The sequence below is a fragment of the Candidatus Bealeia paramacronuclearis genome, from assembly GCF_035607555.1.
GTDB lineage: Bacteria > Pseudomonadota > Alphaproteobacteria > UBA9655 > UBA9655 > Bealeia > Bealeia paramacronuclearis.
Genome location: NZ_JAVHWZ010000002.1, coordinates 1 through 17,660, shown reverse-complemented (window position 1 = coordinate 17,660; position 17,660 = coordinate 1). Strand labels below are relative to the sequence as shown.

23 protein-coding genes are annotated in these 17,660 nt (G+C 42.5%); 9 read left to right on the top strand and 14 right to left on the bottom strand.

Annotated features, from left to right (window positions below):
• Genes Bealeia2_RS04820 through Bealeia2_RS04810 form a run of 3 tightly spaced genes read right to left on the bottom strand, consistent with a single transcriptional unit; the run spans window position 1 to window position 1,637 of the window.
• Window positions 1-645, bottom strand: a complete 645-nt coding sequence (locus Bealeia2_RS04820; RefSeq protein WP_331255990.1) for an NADH-quinone oxidoreductase subunit C — start codon at window positions 643-645, stop codon at window positions 1-3.
• Between the two features lie 3 nt (window positions 646-648).
• Window positions 649-1,221, bottom strand: coding sequence for a NuoB/complex I 20 kDa subunit family protein (locus Bealeia2_RS04815; protein ID WP_331255989.1), 573 nt, complete (start codon window positions 1,219-1,221; stop codon window positions 649-651).
• Window positions 1,222-1,223: 2 nt separating this feature from the next.
• A complete protein-coding gene (locus Bealeia2_RS04810; protein WP_331255988.1) occupies window positions 1,224-1,637 on the bottom strand; it encodes an NADH-quinone oxidoreductase subunit A in 414 nt (137 codons plus the stop codon).
• Window positions 1,638-1,854: 217 nt separating this feature from the next.
• Here Bealeia2_RS04810 and Bealeia2_RS04805 point away from each other — a divergent pair, with 217 nt between their 5' ends.
• Together Bealeia2_RS04805 and Bealeia2_RS04800 are read left to right on the top strand one after the other, a co-directional pair.
• Window positions 1,855-2,826: an IS701 family transposase gene (locus tag Bealeia2_RS04805; protein WP_422388038.1), complete on the top strand. Its 972-nt coding sequence runs from the start codon at window positions 1,855-1,857 to the stop codon at window positions 2,824-2,826.
• A gap of 158 nt (window positions 2,827-2,984) precedes the next feature.
• Window positions 2,985-3,413 carry a hypothetical protein gene (locus Bealeia2_RS04800; RefSeq protein ID WP_331255987.1) on the top strand — a complete coding sequence of 143 codons (429 nt, stop codon included), beginning with the start codon at window positions 2,985-2,987 and terminating at the stop codon, window positions 3,411-3,413.
• Here Bealeia2_RS04800 and Bealeia2_RS10540 read toward each other — a convergent pair.
• The 3 genes from Bealeia2_RS10540 to Bealeia2_RS04790 all read right to left on the bottom strand — a co-directional run bounded on the left by Bealeia2_RS10540 (window position 3,396) and on the right by Bealeia2_RS04790 (window position 4,599).
• Window positions 3,396-3,743 carry an IS1 family transposase gene (locus Bealeia2_RS10540; RefSeq protein WP_414437814.1) on the bottom strand — a complete coding sequence of 116 codons (348 nt, stop codon included), beginning with the start codon at window positions 3,741-3,743 and terminating at the stop codon, window positions 3,396-3,398. The two genes, Bealeia2_RS04800 and Bealeia2_RS10540, sit on opposite strands and share 18 nt — an antisense overlap.
• Window positions 3,680-4,102 carry an IS1/IS1595 family N-terminal zinc-binding domain-containing protein gene (locus Bealeia2_RS04795; RefSeq protein ID WP_331255242.1) on the bottom strand — a complete coding sequence of 141 codons (423 nt, stop codon included), beginning with the start codon at window positions 4,100-4,102 and terminating at the stop codon, window positions 3,680-3,682. The genes Bealeia2_RS10540 and Bealeia2_RS04795 overlap by 64 nt, the downstream gene beginning before the upstream one ends.
• Window positions 4,103-4,416: 314 nt before the next feature.
• On the bottom strand, window positions 4,417-4,599 hold the full coding sequence (locus tag Bealeia2_RS04790; protein WP_331255986.1) for a hypothetical protein: 183 nt from the start codon (window positions 4,597-4,599) through the stop codon (window positions 4,417-4,419).
• A gap of 196 nt (window positions 4,600-4,795) precedes the next feature.
• Here Bealeia2_RS04790 and Bealeia2_RS04785 point away from each other — a divergent pair, with 196 nt between their 5' ends.
• Window positions 4,796-5,029, top strand: coding sequence for a hypothetical protein (locus Bealeia2_RS04785; RefSeq protein WP_331255985.1), 234 nt, complete (start codon window positions 4,796-4,798; stop codon window positions 5,027-5,029).
• A 232-nt stretch (window positions 5,030-5,261) separates the two neighbouring features.
• Here Bealeia2_RS04785 and Bealeia2_RS04780 read toward each other — a convergent pair whose 3' ends face one another.
• Window positions 5,262-6,467 (bottom strand): pyridoxal phosphate-dependent aminotransferase, encoded by a 1,206-nt coding sequence (locus tag Bealeia2_RS04780; protein ID WP_331255984.1) that lies wholly within the window; start codon window positions 6,465-6,467, stop codon window positions 5,262-5,264.
• A gap of 84 nt (window positions 6,468-6,551) precedes the next feature.
• On the opposite strand from Bealeia2_RS04780, the gene Bealeia2_RS04775 reads away from it, so the two are divergent.
• Window positions 6,552-7,070, top strand: coding sequence for a methylated-DNA--[protein]-cysteine S-methyltransferase (locus tag Bealeia2_RS04775; protein WP_331255983.1), 519 nt, complete (start codon window positions 6,552-6,554; stop codon window positions 7,068-7,070).
• Between the two features lie 99 nt (window positions 7,071-7,169).
• Here Bealeia2_RS04775 and Bealeia2_RS04770 read toward each other — a convergent pair whose 3' ends face one another.
• Complete coding sequence (locus tag Bealeia2_RS04770) at window positions 7,170-8,615, bottom strand: NADP-dependent isocitrate dehydrogenase (protein ID WP_331255982.1); 1,446 nt, start codon at window positions 8,613-8,615, stop codon at window positions 7,170-7,172.
• A 249-nt stretch (window positions 8,616-8,864) separates the two neighbouring features.
• Here Bealeia2_RS04770 and Bealeia2_RS04765 point away from each other — a divergent pair, with 249 nt between their 5' ends.
• Window positions 8,865-9,404 carry a cold-shock protein gene (locus tag Bealeia2_RS04765; protein WP_331255981.1) on the top strand — a complete coding sequence of 180 codons (540 nt, stop codon included), beginning with the start codon at window positions 8,865-8,867 and terminating at the stop codon, window positions 9,402-9,404.
• A 34-nt stretch (window positions 9,405-9,438) separates the two neighbouring features.
• On the opposite strand, the gene Bealeia2_RS04760 is transcribed toward Bealeia2_RS04765, so the two are convergent.
• From Bealeia2_RS04760 to ahcY, 3 genes are read right to left on the bottom strand one after another with little or no spacing between them, the layout of a single operon-like run.
• A complete protein-coding gene (locus Bealeia2_RS04760; RefSeq protein WP_331255980.1) occupies window positions 9,439-10,398 on the bottom strand; it encodes a hypothetical protein in 960 nt (319 codons plus the stop codon).
• Between the two features lie 57 nt (window positions 10,399-10,455).
• The gene (locus tag Bealeia2_RS04755; RefSeq protein WP_331255979.1) at window positions 10,456-11,085 is read right to left on the bottom strand and encodes a GNAT family N-acetyltransferase; all 630 of its coding nucleotides are present in this window, start codon (window positions 11,083-11,085) and stop codon (window positions 10,456-10,458) included.
• A gap of 3 nt (window positions 11,086-11,088) precedes the next feature.
• Window positions 11,089-12,414, bottom strand: coding sequence for an adenosylhomocysteinase (gene ahcY, locus Bealeia2_RS04750; protein WP_331255978.1), 1,326 nt, complete (start codon window positions 12,412-12,414; stop codon window positions 11,089-11,091).
• Window positions 12,415-12,481: 67 nt separating this feature from the next.
• Between ahcY and phbB the strand changes: the two genes are divergently transcribed.
• The 3 genes from phbB to Bealeia2_RS04735 all read left to right on the top strand — a co-directional run bounded on the left by phbB (window position 12,482) and on the right by Bealeia2_RS04735 (window position 14,128).
• A complete protein-coding gene (gene phbB, locus Bealeia2_RS04745) occupies window positions 12,482-13,207 on the top strand; it encodes an acetoacetyl-CoA reductase (protein WP_331255977.1) in 726 nt (241 codons plus the stop codon).
• Between the two features lie 88 nt (window positions 13,208-13,295).
• Window positions 13,296-13,772, top strand: a complete 477-nt coding sequence (locus Bealeia2_RS04740) for a thioredoxin domain-containing protein (RefSeq protein ID WP_331255976.1) — start codon at window positions 13,296-13,298, stop codon at window positions 13,770-13,772.
• Window positions 13,727-14,128, top strand: coding sequence for a DsbA family protein (locus Bealeia2_RS04735; RefSeq protein ID WP_331255975.1), 402 nt, complete (start codon window positions 13,727-13,729; stop codon window positions 14,126-14,128). The genes Bealeia2_RS04740 and Bealeia2_RS04735 overlap by 46 nt, the downstream gene beginning before the upstream one ends.
• Window positions 14,129-14,192: 64 nt before the next feature.
• Here Bealeia2_RS04735 and Bealeia2_RS04730 read toward each other — a convergent pair whose 3' ends face one another.
• Window positions 14,193-14,990, bottom strand: a complete 798-nt coding sequence (locus tag Bealeia2_RS04730) for an enoyl-CoA hydratase-related protein (RefSeq protein WP_331255974.1) — start codon at window positions 14,988-14,990, stop codon at window positions 14,193-14,195.
• Window positions 14,991-15,041: 51 nt separating this feature from the next.
• Window positions 15,042-16,268 carry a D-alanyl-D-alanine carboxypeptidase family protein gene (locus Bealeia2_RS04725; RefSeq protein ID WP_331255973.1) on the bottom strand — a complete coding sequence of 409 codons (1,227 nt, stop codon included), beginning with the start codon at window positions 16,266-16,268 and terminating at the stop codon, window positions 15,042-15,044.
• Window positions 16,269-16,361: 93 nt separating this feature from the next.
• On the opposite strand from Bealeia2_RS04725, the gene Bealeia2_RS04720 reads away from it, so the two are divergent.
• Window positions 16,362-16,853 carry an NUDIX hydrolase gene (locus Bealeia2_RS04720; protein ID WP_331255972.1) on the top strand — a complete coding sequence of 164 codons (492 nt, stop codon included), beginning with the start codon at window positions 16,362-16,364 and terminating at the stop codon, window positions 16,851-16,853.
• A 151-nt stretch (window positions 16,854-17,004) separates the two neighbouring features.
• Here the strand turns inward: Bealeia2_RS04720 and Bealeia2_RS04715 are convergent, their stop codons facing one another.
• Window positions 17,005-17,409, bottom strand: a complete 405-nt coding sequence (locus Bealeia2_RS04715; protein ID WP_414437846.1) for a transposase — start codon at window positions 17,407-17,409, stop codon at window positions 17,005-17,007.
• Window positions 17,410-17,660: the final 251 nt, after the last annotated feature.

Below are 17,660 nucleotides of genomic sequence, written 5' to 3'. Positions count from 1 at the left end.
CTAAGCCACAGCCTTCTCATCTCCAGGAAGAGGAGAATGGGTCCGTTCCACAACATCATGAACGCCTTCCCAAGGGCTTTCAAAATCAAAATTCCGGAAAGCTTGCGGCAATTCCACGGGCTCATAGACCACACGCTTCTGCGCTTCATCATAGCGGACTTCCACATATCCGGAGAGGGGAAAATCTTTACGCAAAGGATGCCCCACAAATCCATAATCGGTGAGGATACGCCTTAAATCCGGATGATTTTCAAAGGGAATTCCAAAAAGATCAAATGTCTCTCTTTCCCACCAACCAGCACTGCTGAAAACGGCTGAAACCGAAGGAACAGGAACGCCTTCAGGAATCTGACATTTCACACGAATACGGCAGTTATGTTTTAAGCTCAAAAGATTATAAACCACATCAAAGCGTGGATCGCGAGCGAGGTAATCCACACCGCACACATCCATCAAAAGACTAAAACGTAAATCTTCAGAATCCCGCAAATAACTCAGCACCCGTGAAATCGCCTGTGCTTCCACAATTAAAATGAGCTCAGAATGCAGAAGCTCCCAAGAGAGAATATCCGTGCCAATCTCAGAGGAGATAAACTCTCCTATGTCCTTCAGTTCGTCTTTGAGTTGGGATTTGAGGGTCATCATTATCTAACGCGAAAAGCGCTTCTCCCTTTTGATTTTGCGTTGCAAAAGCATAATACCGTAAAGCAAAGCCTCAGCTGTAGGCGGGCATCCAGGCACATACACATCCACGGGCACAATGCGATCACATCCGCGTACAACGGAATAGGAATAGTGATAATAACCGCCACCATTGGCGCAAGACCCCATGGAAATCACCCACCGCGGCTCAGCCATTTGATCGTAAACTTTCCGCAATGCGGGCGCCATTTTATTAGTCAAAGTTCCCGCCACAATCATCAAATCCGATTGACGAGGACTTGGTCGAAAAACAACGCCAAACCGATCCAAATCGTACCGACTGGCAGCCGTTTGCATCATCTCAACCGCACAACATGCCAACCCAAAAGTCATTGGCCACAAGGAGCCCGTTTGCGCCCACGCGACCATATCATCCAGTTTTGTGACGAAAAACCCCTTTTGGGTCACTTCTTCGCCAATGGCGGTTAAAAGTTGGTCCTGGGTTAAATTGACAGGTTGAGGATTGAGCTGATACCCGGCATTAATCATTTCAGGCGTGAGAAACTTTTGAGCTGTCATCCTTACTCCCAATCCAAAGCGCCTTTACGCCATTCATACACAAACCCAACGGTCAAAACACCCAAAAAGACAATCATCGACCAAAAGCCAAAAGCGCCCAATGTTCCCAACGAAATCGCCCAGGGGAACAAGAATGCCACTTCAAGATCAAAGATAATGAAAAGGATTGCAACCAAATAAAATCTCACATCAAATTTCATGCGCGCATCATTAAACGCTTCAAATCCGCATTCATAAGGAGAGAGTTTTTCCGTGTCCGGTTTTTTCACACCACGAATATAAGAAACGATTACAAGCGCCAGGGAAAGCCCCAACGCAATTCCCAAAAACATGAGAATGGGGAGATATTCTTTCAAAAAACTCAGGTTGATATCTTCAATCAACGCACGGATCCTGCCTGTTATTGTTTCAATCATTCATACACCCATTCTTTCCAATTGAAAACGGTGAAAACGCGAATTTTTACGAAAAGTTGTGATGCGATTAAACCTTCAAAATTAACTAATTCAAGATGACGCAGAGCAGAAAACCATAAACTTTCTATTAATTCTTTTTTAACACGAGTTACGCAGTTTGCAGGAGAAGAGAGAAGAGATAAGGTGAGAGGGAATATTTATTAAATGAGAAGAAATGATGTCTCGACACAAATGCACAAAATCACTTTATCGTTCATTTTTACAAGCCAGCAGTGTGCGCTATTCAGGGTTGGCACTTTCGGAGGTGTCACCGATTCCATTGTCGCATGACAGCGTCAATCGATGGTTGAGTTCTAGTGCATTGCGTCCGAGCGGAGTGTGGAATCTTACTCAATCTCTTATTAACAAGAAAGAACCTTGTTTTTTAGTATGTGACGATACAATTTTGGATAAAAATCGGAGCGAGAAGATAGAGCTTGTGCATTATCAGTATTCTGGGAATGCCCATGATGTTATTGCGGGGATAGGTCTTGTCAATTTGGTATGGCATGGCCTGAGGAGTCATGACTCTATTCCTGTTGATTATCGTATTTATGATAAAGCCAGCGATGGCAAAAGCAAGAATGACCATTTCAGGGAAATGTTAAAGCTGGCTCAAGACAGAGGGATAAATCCGGATGACGTGGTTGCAGACGCTTGGTACTCGAGCTTGAATAATCTGAAGGCCATTGAATCCATAGGCTGGACATGGGTGATGGGGTTGAAGAAAAACAGGAAAGTGAATCGTGGAGAAACTCTTGAAAAGCTGGACATTCCAGATGAAGGACTGAAAGTTCACTTACGCGGATATGGATGGATTACTGTTTTCCGGTTTGTTGCCAAAAACGGTCGCACGGATTATATCGGAACCAATAGGGATAATCCCTCTCGTGATCATATTGAACTGGTCATGAAATCGCGTTGGAAAATCGAAGTTTATCATCGGGAATTAAAGCAAACATGCGGTCTTGAACGCTGTCAGTCTCGCACGGGACGAGCCCAAAGAAATCATATATTTCTTGCCATTTCGGCTTGGATTCAAAGATTTAAAAGACGACTTGCTGGAGGCTTCTCTTTTTATCAGCAGCAGTGGGATGTTATTAAGCATGATATCTCTAGAGAAATAACAAAACTCATGTCTTTCGCTTAGATTCCCACCCTTTTGCTGCAAACTGCGTAACTCGTGTTTAATATTTATTCCCTTAAAATGTGCACTATTTACTTAAAACGAGGCCCTTGATTATGAAGAAAATTCTGCAATTTTGCCTTTTGTTGTTTTTATTCACATCAAACAACACATTGTTTTCAATGGAAAGTGAAAAAAAAGAAGATTCCATAGAAAATACTCAATTAACACGCAAACCCTCCAAAAAAAAGAAGTTAGAATCTGCAATTGAAAACAAAGAATCATCTCACTCTCCATCCGCATCCGAAGAAATTATTGATATTTTTTCACAGGAAGATGAAGAGTATCTTGAATTTCTCAAAGCCTATGACAGGAATGGAAAGATCGTACGTAACATATTAAAAACTACAGATAGAGCTTGTGATACTTTAGCCTATGGATGTGTACTCATCGCAGCAATTGTGCCTAAAGATTACATATACTTATTGTCCTGCGTGGGGGTGGGAGTGACGACAGTTAAATTAATGGCTGTAAAATTTGTCAATGATTCTGAAAAAGCCAGAGAAGAAAAAGATAAGGAAATTAAGAGACTCTTAACTAAAGATAGATAAGAAAGAGTCCAGATATTTTTTGAAGACTTCAGGATTGGAGAGATGGTAAAGAAGAAGTAAGGAAAGATCTACCATTTCATGGCTTCGAGACGTGACCTTGGAGCGCCTTCGAAAGCGCGCGAGATAATGACGTGTGTTGCTGTTATCCTGCTCGATTGGGTAGGTTAAATCCTTGCCAGTAAAAAGTTGATGTTCAGGAATTAGACGATGAAATCCCTCCCAATCGTCCGTGATGAAAGTGAGATCCCTCGTGCCGATTTCGTCGATTAAGCTTTTGGCTGTTCGATCATCACGGCGACCCAAAGTCCAGGAGATAACTCGCCCTGACACAGGGTCAAAGGCTTTCCAGATCCAAATTTTGTTTTTTTTCCATTCACGTAATGCCACATCTCGTCGATTTGAACGAGCTTAAGGTCAGATGGAACGGCAGGCCTTTCCAATGATTTTGCCTCTTTTCGAATCCACTTCAAAACAGCGACATTACTGACTTTAAGAACCTTTCCGATCATTCCAAAGCTTGCATTTCCCAATGTATATAAAAGGATTGCCAAGGCTTTCATGGCCTCTGGCTTTCCGCGCTTAGGTGTATTTGTGAAGTTGCAGCCGCAGCTTTTACAGCGGTAGCGTTGGATCCCTCTGACCATTCCATTCTTAACATACTGAACTGAATTACATTTCTTGCATTCCATGGCCTATCCCCCTTTAAATAAGCCATCTTATCACGTTATCTATCTTTAGTTAAGTGTCTCGAAATTAAATCACTTGAAAGAAAAAAGAAACAATGCGCACAAATTGAAAAATTAAAAAAAACAGGATCACAAGTTTTCATTCTTGAAAATTAAAGGCCACGATAGGGACAGATCCACCGCATGAAATCTCTTGATCCCCCACAAGAAACTCCACAGTCATGCCACCGTGGAGTCTCTTCTTTCTGGACTTACTTTTTATATACTCAAAGAAACAAATGAATCATTGAGAGTTTTGTAGAGATCAAAATATTCTGTTATTTTCCCCCAAGACCATTGAAGAAATTACTTACTGGATCTGCCACATTGTCATTCCACCCGTCTTTGATTGTCTTTCCAGCATTCTTAGCATCCTTAGCAGGTGAAGCATTCAAATCATAGGGTTGATAAAACAATGCAGAACCTACAAAGAGAGAGAGAAGTAAAGTTTTATAAAACATAATAACCTCCATAAAATAATTAAAAAAAAGAACAAAGTTTTTGCTCTCATTACCATAATAAATCAATAAATATTAAAAAATAATAAATTTTAATTCAAATTCATTTCGAAATATTCATCAAGCTTTCATTTTTTTACACTATTTTAATAATCTGGAATTACACTGAATTTATCAATAACGTTTAAGGAGACACCTCATGCTACAGGTTTTCAAATTATCTCTGATTGTCGCCGCCCTTTCTTGTGGGTTAACAATGTCGTGCAAGGCGATGACACCCATTACAATACATCCTGCAATATCGGCCTGTCAGGGACTGAAGACTTCTGGTGCATCATGCTCTTATCAGGAAAACGGTCAAACACGTAACGGCACATGCCAAAACTCAGGGCTTTCCACAACAGCTGTACTCTTAGCTTGTAAATCACCATGACGAATTTTTTGGAAACTCAGTACGCTTAGATATTGAGGAAAGCCCACTTCATGAAAAACAGAAAGCATTACGTCCACGAATCATCATGTTTCTTTAATGCCCATTCAGTCATTTCCTCCTGATATTTCAAGCTATATCTGTGGGGACGATAGGATTTTGATAAGATAAGAAGATCCCGCTTGAAGCAGAACTCATTATAAAGGCGAAGACATAAATTCTCCTGTTTATCCTTTTACCCCTGAAGCCTTCCTGTAGCCGCAACAATGCGTGTGCATGCGTTTTCGAGAACATTTAATGCCGTAGCTGTCGAAAGCCTAAAATAAGGAGACAATCCAAAAGCAGTACCTGGAACCACGGCCACGCCGGCTTCCTCCAACAAATAATTGGCATAGTCCATGTCTGTGGAAATGATCTGACCTTGCGGCGTTTTTTTGCCGATGACCCCCGCGCAATTCGGGAAAAGATAAAACGCGCCTTGCGGTTTAATACATTTTAAATCAGGGCACGTTGAGAAAATTTCAAGGGCCCGATCACGCCGTTCCTGAAAGGCTTTTGTACGCTCTGCAATAAAATCTGTAGGCCCTGCAAGCGCTGCAATCGTGGCCGCTTGAGCAATCGAGCACGCATTAGACGTACTTTGCGATTGAAGCGTTGTCATGGCCTTTATAATGTCTTTGGGCCCTGCCGCATAGCCAATTCGCCATCCGGTCATGGAATAGGCTTTGGAGGTACCATTCACCGTCAACGTACGCAATTTGAGCTCGGGCACGACTTGGGCAATTGTTGCAAAGGCGCGTCCCTCAAAAAGGAGATGCTCGTAAATATCATCGCTCATAATGTAAACGTGAGGATGTTTTTTGAGGACCTCCCCCAAAGCCGCCAATTCCTCTTTTGAATAGGCCATACCTGTTGGATTGCTGGGAGAATTGAGAATAAGCCATTTTGTCTTGGGCGTGATGACTTTGTCCAATTGTAGGGGCGTGATTTTAAAATCTTGGCTATCATCACATTTAACAAAAACAGGGTGTCCTTCGGCAAAAGACACCATGTCCGGATAAGAAACCCAATAAGGAGCAGGAATAATAACCTCGTCGCCGGGATTAAGTGAGGCAAAAAAAGCTTCGAAAAGAACATGCTTGGCCCCGGCTGAAACAATAACTTCATCGGGCGTGTAATCAAGGTTATTTTCCCGTCTAAACTTTTCACAAATGGCTTTTCTGAGATTTACCGTTCCGGAAACTGCCGTATAGCGTGTTTCCCCGCGCTTCATGGCGGCATAGGCTTCCTCGATGATATGAAGGGGGGTTGGAAAATCCGGCTCCCCCACTCCAAGGTCAATCACGTCTTTACCTTCAGCCCGCAATTCAGCGGCTTTTTGGGTCACCGCAAGAGTTGGTGACGGTTTAATAAGCTGCATGCGTTTGGCCAATAAAGACATTTTTGGGTGATCCTTTTCAAGTTGCAATTCCTTTAAGTTTAATCAAGAGTGCTCATTATCGCAATCATCTGAGAGGATTTTTTTATGGCACAACCTACTTTCGAGTTTATTACGCCTGCCCCCTGCCCGCCCCTTAGCTATGGAATTTCGGAGTCTTTATTTCTAGTTTTTGAGGATGATCATTTGTATGGACTGGGTTTGATCGTGCCTTCGGCCTTTAATCAAGCCCACACCTATTTTGAAAAAAGGTTTAAAACAAATCTTGAAAATCGGGACGATGCACGTGCCAAAAATTTTGGAGTGCAAATTCAAAAGAAGTATCCCCTTTCTTGTCGCGTTATGGGCACCCCTTTTCAGCATCAGGTCTGGAAAGCGCTTCTTCAAATCCCTGAAGGACACACCCAGACCTATGAAGATATTGCCCAGACGATTCAAAATCCAAAAGCTGTGCGCGCTGTTGGAAGTGCCATTGGACACAACCCCGTCTCTCTTCTAATTCCCTGCCACCGCGTCGTTCCCAAATCGGGAGGCGTTGGTCAATTTCTTTGGGGTTCGGATGTTAAAGAAAAGCTATTGAAAGATGAGGGATCCTCAAAAATGTGATTTACCTACATCTGCACGCCGCAAAGCGTATGAAAATACTTTTGAAAAACGCAGCAATCCCAATTAAAAAATTACTGCGCTTCTCGCAAAAAACAATGCCTAATTCTCACCTTGGGCTTTTGTAAACCCAGAATGACCATCGAATTCTTTAAGTTTCTCGACATGCATCCACCGATGCGCTGTTCCAATTTTGGCCATGAGCGACGCCAGGTCAATATCTTGTAAGCAACCTTTCACATCATCTAAAGTAAATCGGCAACGCCAATGATCCACCACATCTGGTTTTTGATCCGCAATTTGTGGATAGACTTGAACACCACGGTTGGAGATCATCTTGAGACTTAATGTTGAATCTAATGAAATCTCGTCGAGACTTTTTCCTAATGCATTAGCATCCAGATCCGATTCAATAAAAATATCGGCGCCCACAACGCGACGATTTTCAACCTTAACCATATCAGGATTTTTATCAACGACCGGCATTTTAATAGGTTTGCAGGAGCGAATTTCCCAATCTTTGGCCTTTTTCCCTAAGTTCTTGATAACCTCATCCGTAAACTCAGTCGTCGAGACAGGATTTTTTGGATCCAAATCAGAGGTTTTGATATTGGTTTCACCAAGCGTATAAACCAAAGCTTCCTCAATTTTATTCGCATAATCAAAGAGCCCCATGTGCCTGAGCATCAAAACGCTTGAGAGAATGACCGCGGTAGGATTTACAATGCCTTTGCCTGCAATATCAGGGGCTGAACCATGAACCGCCTCAAAGATTGCCACTTCATCTCCAATGTTAGAGCCTGGTGCAATTCCAAGCCCTCCCACAAGACCTGAGGCCAAATCGCTGATAATATCGCCATTCAAGTTTGTGGTGACAATCACATCAAACGCTTCAGGCTTAATCACCAATTGATGAGCACAATTATCAATGATGATGTGCTTGGCTTCAATTTCAGGATAATCTTTGGCAACTTCCTCAAATGTCTTTTTTAAAAGACCCTCGGTTAATTTCATGATATTGGACTTTGTCGCACAATGCACAAGTTTTCGGCCTTCTGCGCGCGCCAATTCAAAAGCATAGCGTGCAATTTTCTCACAACCTTTACGCGTGATAATTTTAAGGCCTTGGGCTACCCCTGGCGTTTGCATATATTCAATGCCCGCATAAAGGTCTTCCACATTCTCGCGTACAATCACCATATCAATATGGCGTCCTGAAAAAGGCGTTTGAATTCCTGGAATCTCTCGCACAGGACGCACATTAGCGTAGGTTTCAAAAAGTTTACGAATAGTGACATTCGCGCTTTTTTCACCAAATCCCACAGGCGTCTCAAGGGGCCCCTTTAAGGCTACTTTATTTCTTTTGATGGAATTAATCGTCTCCTCTGGCACACCAGAGGAATCTCCCATTTTAAAAACTTTCGCACCTGCCAAACAAATTTCCCATTCTACAGGGGCTCCCGAAGCCTCAATAATGCGCCGTGCAGCACCCGTAACCTCAGGCCCAACGCCATCGCCTTCAATAAGTGTGATTGTTTTTTTCAACATGATATTTTCCCCTTTGTAAAAAATTTTTTATCATCTTATCAAAAAAAAAGCATTTTGCGAATTGCTGTTCTACATTATCCATGATAAATATTCTTGTAACAGGGTATCTGGGAGATACGAACCCGATTAAAAATTTTACAAAACAAGGGGTTGTATATTTTTTAATTGCACTATATCTTCCCTGATATATGATAAAATAAAACATAGAAAAAAGTGTAAATAATTATGGAAGTTAAGGATAGTTTTGAAATGATGAGTCAAATGGCAATAAGTGAACCCTATGAAATGGAAGTTGAACGCATTGAATCACAAGTAAAATGGTTTAATCCTGAAAAAGGATATGGATTTTTATCTCCTGATGATGGTTCTGCAGATATTTTCATGCACTTCTCGGTTTTAGAAGCTGCAGGACACAGACGTGTTGAATCTGGAGACGTTCTTGTTTGCGAAATCGGACCTGGAAAACGTGGCCGTCAAGTCGTTCGCGTTCTTGAAGTCAAACTGATGCCACGGGAATTACGCCACATGGCGCCCGTTTATCAAATGGCAACAGTGCCTCATGCAGATCCTGATGCATTGGAAGATGTTTACGGGGAAATCAAATGGTTTAATCCTCTCCGCGGTTATGGCTTTGTCTGCCCAGATGATGGTGGCCGTGAGATTTTTGTTCATGCCTCCGTTTTACGAGCATTGGGCTATGAAACACTTGAGCCTGGCGTTCGCGTTCATGCAAAAGTTTCCAGCTCCCCTCGTGGACGGGAAGCCCGCATTCTTGAGATCTTAAGATAGGTACTGAGTACAGAACAAACCCTGAAGAATATTTTCACTTCAGGGTTTTTATTTGAGTCTCTAGAAAAAGAACTCGGGCAAGGTTATCCAGCAAAACGCCTAAATTAATGGGGAGTTCTTGTTGACCTTGTCGATTTTCAGGGCCCACTGCTTCAAATGTAAAACCAGACGTGCGATTTAATTTTTCAAAAACGACTCTCATTGTAAGCTCTTGATAATAGATGAATGGGTTTTCTGAAATAATCAAACAGGAACCTGGACTCACTTTAAACTCCTCAAGCCATGCCTTAACCGTATCATCCGTTTGTGCGCGTCTTTCATTAGATCGTTTTTCAGCCTTCACAACAATTGGATTTTGAGACCGGAGTGACCGGAGTGCGTTAGGAAGCTCTAATTGATTCCAAATATAAACCGCTAAATCATTTTCATTTTTTGGCAATGCCTTAGGAGCCACCCACCCTTTTTTAAGAGGGAAAGGTTTTGGATCCAAAAGGACATCTTTTGTTTCACTGGAAAAAAGCGTACGATCTCCCACTAAAAATATGAGCTGTTGATCCTGATTCAACTTCAATTTTTCATCTTCAATCAGTTGAGACAAAAACATCAAGCGTTTTCGCATGCTTTGGACCGTTGACCCCATAATTAAGATGTAATCGTAGGACTTCTGAGCAGGAAAAATAGCCTCAATATCCCCAATATCATTAAAAAAAGTGAGGAGCTTTTGTTGTTCATTTTTATCCAAAGGACTTAAAAGCTTGTGATAGTGCTCTAAAGCTTCTGGTGAAAGCCTTTCTGATTTTGAAGGCCTTAAGAACGTCTTTTGACCATAGGTGTTAAGAGCGTCCAAAGATGGATTAGCCCCAAACTGGGGATTAAAAACACTAAATATTTCGACAATGGCCGGGAGAGGTTGCCCTTTTTCATCTAAAACTTTCGCCTCACAGACCGCTGTGAAAGAAAAAAGGCTGGCCATCAAAGCGATTAAGATTTTCATATAAAAATTACTCCGATCTGTTAACTCCACCCACAGATCTGATTTTTTACATAAAAATCAGTTAATTGCAATATAGTTATTCAAATTGATTTCCCTCACCCAAAGGGCCATGTCATTTTTTTCCACCAAAGCTGATCCCTCAATTTGACGTGTTGGATAATCTATAGAGAAAGTCACGGGCGCTTTTTGAAATCCCAACTTGGGCCAGACGAGGTCTGCACTACTATAGTTTTGAGGACGCAAAGGGTGATTTTCAGCACGAATTGCTGTAATTCCAGCAAGATTTTTATATCCCATTTTTTTGGCTTCATCCTCTAAATGCTTCATTAATTGGGAGGCCAACCCTTTTTTCCGATGCGCTTCCTCAATAATAAGTTCGCCCGCATAATAGGCCTCGCTCAGATCTACACCTTGGGCTTTGGCGTGATTTCTCCAGCTTTTTAAAAATGCGACAGGCGCAGAAAATGGCAGTCCTGAGAGGATTCCCACCATCTCGTTTTCTTCAACTGCACACAGGATGAGACCTTGAGGCGTTTGAGAATAATACTGGGAATACTGAGCATCCTCCTCAACATTTCCGACATAAAGATAAGGAAAGTTGAAAAATTCCTTAACGCGCATTTGGGCAAGCTTTGGAATATAAGGAGCGCCCTCAGGTCCTTTGAAAATTTCAATTGAAATTGTCATAAGCTAATACCGATACGCATCTGATTTAAAGGGCCCCTCAGGGGATACGCCTAAATATTCAGCCTGATCAAAGGTGAGTTGCGTCAGCTTTGCCCCCACTTTTTCAAGGTGCAATCGTGCTACTTTTTCGTCCAAATGTCTGGGTAAAACATAAACTTTGTTTTCATATTTCCCCGGGTTTGTCCAAAGCTCAATTTGTGCCAAAACTTGGTTTGTAAAAGACGCTCTCATGACAAAGCTGGGATGCCCCGTACCACACCCCAAATTCACAAGGCGTCCTTTGGCCAAGGCCAAAATCCTCTTGCCATCAGAAAACGTGATTTCATCCACTTGCGGTTTAATTTCTGTCCATTTGCAATTTTGAAGGGCCTCAATTTGAATTTCCGTATCAAAGTGCCCAATATTGCAAACAATCGCGCGATCTTTCATGGCGCGCATGTGATCCAATGTAATCACGTCTTTGTTACCGGTAGCGGTCACAAAAATATCGCCCAAAGGAGCGGCTGTCTCCATAGTGACCACTTCATATCCTTCCATGGCGGCTTGAAGAGCACAAATGGGATCAATTTCGGTCACAAGAACACGGGCACCCTGAGAACGAAGACTTTGAGCAGACCCCTTCCCCACATCGCCAAATCCAGCCACAACGGCAACCTTTCCCGCAATCATCACATCGGTGGCGCGTTTAATTCCGTCAATCAAACTCTCGCGACATCCATAAAGGTTATCAAATTTGGATTTGGTGACCGAATCATTCACATTCATGGCGGGAACTTTCAAAAGTCCTTTTTTAGCCATTTCAAAAAGACGATGAACGCCCGTTGTCGTTTCTTCCGAAACACCACGAATATCTTTTAAGAGTTCTGGAAATTGAGTATGGACCGTCCGCGTTAAATCTCCCCCATCATCCAAAATCATATTGGGCGTCCATTTTCCAGGTCCTTTAAGGGTTTGAAGAATGCACCATTCATATTCTTCCTCCGTCTCTCCTTTCCAAGCAAAAACGGGGATGCCAGTCACTGCAATGGCAGCTGCCGCTTGATCTTGGGTTGAAAAAATATTGCACGAACTCCACCGAACAGTTGCCCCCAACTCCACAAGCGTTTCGATGAGAACCGCCGTCTGAATGGTCATATGAAGGCATCCAGCAATACGTGCACCTTCAAGCGGTTTTGACCGCCCATACTCCTGACGCAATGCCATAAGGCCTGGCATTTCCGATTCGGCTAAAGAAATTTCTTTTCTCCCCCAGCTCGCCAAAGAGATGTCCTTAACTTCATAATCTTTCTCTATTTTCGTCCCGCAAGTTTTAATGATTTGATTTTTCATGATCGCCCCTGTAATAATTTTAGGATTCAATTATACCAAAAATTTATAAAATTAGGGAGGATTGATTATGGTAGGACGCATCGCACTCGTTACTGGCGGCACACGTGGCATTGGGGCCGCAATTTCAAAAACTCTGAAAGAAGCCGGATACCAGGTTGCAGCCATTTATCACGGCAATGATAAAGCCGCCAAAGCCTTTCATGAAAAAACTGGAATTCCTGTCTACAAATGGGATGTCTCCGATTATAAATCTTGTGAAAATGGTATTGCCCAAATTGAAAAAGAATTGGGCCCCATCGATATTTTGGTTAATAATGCCGGAATTACTCGGGACGCCGTTCTTCACAAAATGGACTGGCAACAATGGCATGATGTGATCGAAACGAATCTGAGCTCCTGCTTTAATATGTGCCGAAATGTGATTGATAGTATGCGGACGCGGGGATTTGGGCGGATTGTTAATATCTCCTCCATCAATGCGCAAAAAGGACAGGTGGGCCAAACAAATTATTCGGCCGCCAAAGCCGGAATGTTGGGAATGACCAAGGCTCTTGCGCTTGAAAATGCCGGCAAAGGAATCACAGTCAATGCCATTGCGCCGGGATATATCGACACCGAAATGCTGCAAGCCGTTCCTGCCGATGTTTTGGAGAAAATCATAAGTCAAATTCCTAAAAAACGATTAGGATCCCCTGACGAAGTGGCCCGCACCGTTTTATTTTTAGCCGGAGAGCAATCCGGATTTATGACCGGCGCTACACTTTCTTTAAATGGTGGTCAATGCACGGTCTAAAACTTTTTCAAATTTAATGAAAATTGCTCTTGTTGAGATCTTCAAATTTTCATATGATCCTGGCACTTTAACTAGGGAGATAACAAAAATGAAATCCTATCTTTTAACGACTCTTAGTATTTTGGCTGTAACCTCTGCACTTTCTGCAACAGACACAACAACGCCACCGACAACAACCGCGACAGTTCCTTTGACATCAGGAACAACAACGGCCTTGACATCAGAGCAAGCTAAAGAAGTTCAACAACTCATTCAAAGTACCATTCAATCCAATCCAAAAATGGTAATTGAAGCCCTTCAAGCAGGCATGGAACAAGCCAAGAAAGAAGAGCTCACAAAAATGAAGCAAGCTGTGGCTTCCAATAGCGAGAAAATTTTCAAAGACCCAGATGCTCCTAAAGGTGGAAGCAAAACAGGACCCGTCATTTTGGCGATCTTTGCAGACCCTAATTGCGGCGCATGCAAAATGTTCCAAAACGAACTCAATAAAACTACACAAAAGCCAACACCGACCTTCAAGTGGTTTACAAAGATATTTCGATCTTCGGTGAGCCCTCAGCTGTAATTGTCCGCGGACTTTTGGCAGCCAATCTTCAAGGCAAGTACGAACAATTACATACAGCTGTTCATGATTCTAAAGAAAAATTGGATGAAAAAGGCCTCATAAAATTGGCGGGCTCTCTTGGTATTGACACCAAAAAACTTCAAGCTGATATGAACTCTGATAAGATCAAGCAACAGTTTGAAGGCAATATGCAACTCGCTCAAACTTTGGGTGTAAGTGCTACTCCGACTTGGATGATTGGGGAAACCGTTTACCAAGGCGGCGTTCCACAAGAGGAACTAAAGAAGATTGTAGCGACTGCTAAATCAGGATCTTCCTCCACAGAAACAACTCCAACAACACAAGCTCAAAAATAGTTTCTAAAGACAAAAAGATAAAACTGCCCTCAAAATTCTTTGGGGGCAGTTTTTTTGATAAAACTTAACTACCTTCAGGCGCCCATTTTGGCGAGGTCTTTTCAAAAAAAGCAAGAAGTCCCTTTTGGGCCTCTTCTGAAGATCTGACATCTGCAATCAATTGTATCGTCATTCTTTGTGTTTCTTCATGGGTTTCCACCGATTCAACATCTCGAATCATCTGCTTGATGATAGCTTGAGATTGAGGGCCTCCCTTCAAAAAAGAAGTCACATTTTCATAAATCAGGTATTCAGAGTCCATCGCATCAACAACCTCATGAACAAGCCCCATGTGCTGCGCTTGGGTTGCTGTAAATCGCTCTCCTGAAAGCATATAACGTCTTGCGAGAGGACCCATTGAACGTAGAACATAAGGACTAATAACAGCAGGAACTAATCCCAACCGCGTTTCTGATAAAGCCAAGAGTGTTGATTCTGCAGCAATTACGAGATCGGAACACGCAAGTAACCCGATTCCGCCGCCAAAAACAGCACCATGCGCATAAGTAATTGTTGGGAATGGAAGTGTATCTAGTGTCTCCATTAAAACAGCCAATTGACGTGCATCTTCAAGGTTTTGAGATTTCGAAAATCCGGCTGATCGTTTCATCCAGCTGAGATCTGCCCCCGCACAAAAAGCAGGGCCGTTCCCTCTTAAAATAAGAACGCGGGGTTTGTGGTTTTCCTTGAGATCACACAATAGAGAAATCAATTTTTGAATCATTATCTCATCAAAGGCATTGCGAAGATGAGGACGATTTAATGTGATTGTGGCCACATGATGAGAATTAATATCGAAAATTACAGACTCTTCGATTTCCACGCAGGCCTCCCTTTTGAGTTTTTCTTATTTTCCTTTGATTTAAAAATGATCTCAAACCGAACGCTTTTTCCGCTTTTTCTTCCCAGTAGATTTTGCTACAGGCTTTTTTGTTTGTGATTTAACAAGTTTAAATTTGGCCTTCTTTGTGGATTTTTCCGCAGCCTTCTTTGAGGAAGAGGTTGCCGAAACTTTTTTGATATTTTGCGTGACTTTCGCTTTTTTCAAAGGAGTTAAAGATCGCGAAGGCCCCTCATTTTTCGCTAACATGAACTCGGCTTGATCCTCATCCATATGAGCCAAAAGTTGATCCAACGTCTCAAACCCGGGAAGCTCTCCGGCAAGTTCTGGCCCTTCCTTTTTAAGGACGGCATCCTGCGTCATTTCATCTTGAGAGACGGAAGCCAAAAGCTGATCCATATCCCCGTAATCTTTGCCTTGAGATTTATCGTCTTTGCCAGATCCTTTTCCAATTTTTGCAAAAGCTGTATTCAAAAGCTTCAGCATATGATCATCTCGAGAGCGCGCCGTCTGCCCTCCCATCACGACTGCAATCAAGCGCTTTCCATGCTTGACCATAGAGGCCGTAAGATTAAAGCCTGAAGAATTAATAAAGCCTGTTTTAATGCCATCAATTTCTTTCACACGCTCAAGAAGTCGATTGTGGTTGGCATGGCGCGTCCCCTTATAAACAAAGCTTTTTTCCTTAAAGAGTTTAAAGTGATGAGGAAAATCTCTGTAAAGCGCTTGGCCCAGCCTCGCCATATCTCGGGCTGTGGTAATTTGTTGTTTATTCGGTAGCCCTGAAGCGTTTTTGAAAACGGTACGAGACATCCCCAATCGCTTGGCTTCTTTGGTCATCATTTCTGCAAATTTTGCTTCGGATCCGCCCAGAGCTTCTGCTAATACTACAGAAGCATCATTTGCCGATTTCGTGATCGCCCCTAAAACGGCTTGCTTGACGGTTAATGTCGATCCAGGCTTTAAATGGAGTTTGCAAGGCGCTTGGACGGAGGCATGCTTTGAAACTTTGATCTGCTGATCAAATTTGATTTTTCCGGCGTCAATAGCTTTAAATACCAAATAAAGGGTCATCATTTTCGTCATAGATGCAGGATGAGCAAGCGTATCAGGATTAGATTGGTGAATCACCTCACCTGAGTGGGCGTCGATGATAATGGCTGCATTTTGCCGACCGAAAAGGGAAAAATTAACCAGTGATAAACTGACAAACGCGAGGCAAGATAAAACTTTATAAATTGCGCCACGTCGCTTTTTCATCTGACCCTCTTTTCAATTGATAATTTCAGAAGGATAAACTATTCCTCCCCTGGAAGTCCAGACCGTGAGTCCATAAAAATTAGGATGAATTTAATGAAAAAGCCACGTTTTAAGTCTAAAGTCACTGTTTATGTTTTAATTTTTCAAGATAAAAAAATTTTAATGCTGAGGCGTTCTGGAACCGGCATTGCCGATGGCGAATATGCCATTCCTATGGGCGGCGTCGAAAAGGGAGAAACTCTCATTGAAGCCGCAATCAGAGAAGTCAAAGAAGAAGTGGGCTTGGACATCTCATGTGATCAACTGGAATTCACCCATGTGATGTATCGTCTTAATTCCGAAGATCGAGGCACAAATCCAGAGGATTGGATGGCTGAAAATGCTGATTTTTATTTTACCTGCACATCTTTTGAGGGGGTACCCTTCAATGCAGAACCCCACAAACACGACCGTGTGGAGTTTTTTCCTTGCCATGCGTTGCCTTTCCCGCTGGTAAAACACATCAAAGTGGCTCTTGAACAAATTGATACAAAAAACACTTTGAGCCACTATGGCTGGAATTTGAATAAGGCATCGGCACAATAAAAAACCACTGACAACTGTATGCTCGTGGCTTTGAATTTAGAAATCGTGATTATTTTTTCGTGGAATTAAGGTGTTGAGGACCTGACTCTGTTTGAGTTCAGATAGAAGTGAGACAGCAGAAATAAACTATAGCCAAAGCGATATAAAATGATTACAAGAGATTGAATTTAAAAAGTTCCTCGATGTTACAGTGGTGCCGTTTTCGAATGCTTTTAGATTGTGCCCATTTATGCTCAATAGGGTTCAAGTCTAGAGAATAAGGAGGTAAATATTCAAGAATATGACCAGCATTTCTGATGTTCTCCTGCATGTGTTGGTTTTTGTGAAACGCAGCATTGTCCATCACAATGACGGTGTTGGGCGGAAGCTTTGGAAGCAAGTCTTGGGTCACCCAGGCAGTGAAGATCTCTGTATTAATGTTTGTGCTAAATAGGCTTACCGTTAACAAAACTTTGCCTAACAAAGCCCCAATAACGTTGCTTCTTCCCATAGCTCCCCAATCTTGCTGGCCATAGCAGCGGAGCCCTTTTTCTGCAGTCCCATGAGTGCGCGGCATATCATGAGCAAAGCCGCTTTCATCGATATAAACAATAGCGCGCCCGGCTTGTTGATGTTGATTAACTTTTTCCTGGAATATACGCCGTTTTTCGACGCAGGCCTTGGGATGATTGAGACTTTTTTATAGCTGATCCCGAGGCGTTTTAAGGCATACCCGACGCAACGCACACTCACATTCAGACGCTATTGATAGGCCGTCAGGAGACAGGGCGACCTCATGAAAATTTTTGAGTGAGGATATTGGAAAGG

What these genes read in the sequence shown, in the direction of transcription:
- Bealeia2_RS04820 (WP_331255990.1), bottom strand. Translation starts at nt 645, where the DNA reads ATGATGACCCTCAAATCCCAACTCAAAGACGAACTGAAGGACATAGGA.
- Bealeia2_RS04780 (WP_331255984.1), bottom strand. Translation starts at nt 6,467, where the DNA reads ATGTCTTTATTGGCCAAACGCATGCAGCTTATTAAACCGTCACCAACT.
- Bealeia2_RS04760 (WP_331255980.1), bottom strand. Translation starts at nt 10,398, where the DNA reads ATGAAAATCTTAATCGCTTTGATGGCCAGCCTTTTTTCTTTCACAGCG.
- Bealeia2_RS04765 (WP_331255981.1), top strand. Translation starts at nt 8,865, where the DNA reads ATGATGAGTCAAATGGCAATAAGTGAACCCTATGAAATGGAAGTTGAA.
- Bealeia2_RS04805 (WP_422388038.1), top strand. Translation starts at nt 1,855, where the DNA reads ATGTCTCGACACAAATGCACAAAATCACTTTATCGTTCATTTTTACAA.
- Bealeia2_RS04720 (WP_331255972.1), top strand. Translation starts at nt 16,362, where the DNA reads ATGAAAAAGCCACGTTTTAAGTCTAAAGTCACTGTTTATGTTTTAATT.
- Bealeia2_RS04725 (WP_331255973.1), bottom strand. Translation starts at nt 16,268, where the DNA reads ATGAAAAAGCGACGTGGCGCAATTTATAAAGTTTTATCTTGCCTCGCG.
- Bealeia2_RS04755 (WP_331255979.1), bottom strand. Translation starts at nt 11,085, where the DNA reads ATGACAATTTCAATTGAAATTTTCAAAGGACCTGAGGGCGCTCCTTAT.
- Bealeia2_RS04785 (WP_331255985.1), top strand. Translation starts at nt 4,796, where the DNA reads ATGCTACAGGTTTTCAAATTATCTCTGATTGTCGCCGCCCTTTCTTGT.
- Bealeia2_RS04775 (WP_331255983.1), top strand. Translation starts at nt 6,552, where the DNA reads ATGGCACAACCTACTTTCGAGTTTATTACGCCTGCCCCCTGCCCGCCC.
- Bealeia2_RS04740 (WP_331255976.1), top strand. Translation starts at nt 13,296, where the DNA reads ATGAAATCCTATCTTTTAACGACTCTTAGTATTTTGGCTGTAACCTCT.
- Bealeia2_RS04795 (WP_331255242.1), bottom strand. Translation starts at nt 4,102, where the DNA reads ATGGAATGCAAGAAATGTAATTCAGTTCAGTATGTTAAGAATGGAATG.
- Bealeia2_RS04800 (WP_331255987.1), top strand. Translation starts at nt 2,985, where the DNA reads ATGGAAAGTGAAAAAAAAGAAGATTCCATAGAAAATACTCAATTAACA.
- Bealeia2_RS04715 (WP_414437846.1), bottom strand. Translation starts at nt 17,409, where the DNA reads ATGCCGCGCACTCATGGGACTGCAGAAAAAGGGCTCCGCTGCTATGGC.
- ahcY (WP_331255978.1), bottom strand. Translation starts at nt 12,414, where the DNA reads ATGAAAAATCAAATCATTAAAACTTGCGGGACGAAAATAGAGAAAGAT.
- Bealeia2_RS04815 (WP_331255989.1), bottom strand. Translation starts at nt 1,221, where the DNA reads ATGACAGCTCAAAAGTTTCTCACGCCTGAAATGATTAATGCCGGGTAT.
- Bealeia2_RS04810 (WP_331255988.1), bottom strand. Translation starts at nt 1,637, where the DNA reads ATGATTGAAACAATAACAGGCAGGATCCGTGCGTTGATTGAAGATATC.
- Bealeia2_RS04770 (WP_331255982.1), bottom strand. Translation starts at nt 8,615, where the DNA reads ATGTTGAAAAAAACAATCACACTTATTGAAGGCGATGGCGTTGGGCCT.
- Bealeia2_RS04790 (WP_331255986.1), bottom strand. Translation starts at nt 4,599, where the DNA reads ATGTTTTATAAAACTTTACTTCTCTCTCTCTTTGTAGGTTCTGCATTG.
- phbB (WP_331255977.1), top strand. Translation starts at nt 12,482, where the DNA reads ATGGTAGGACGCATCGCACTCGTTACTGGCGGCACACGTGGCATTGGG.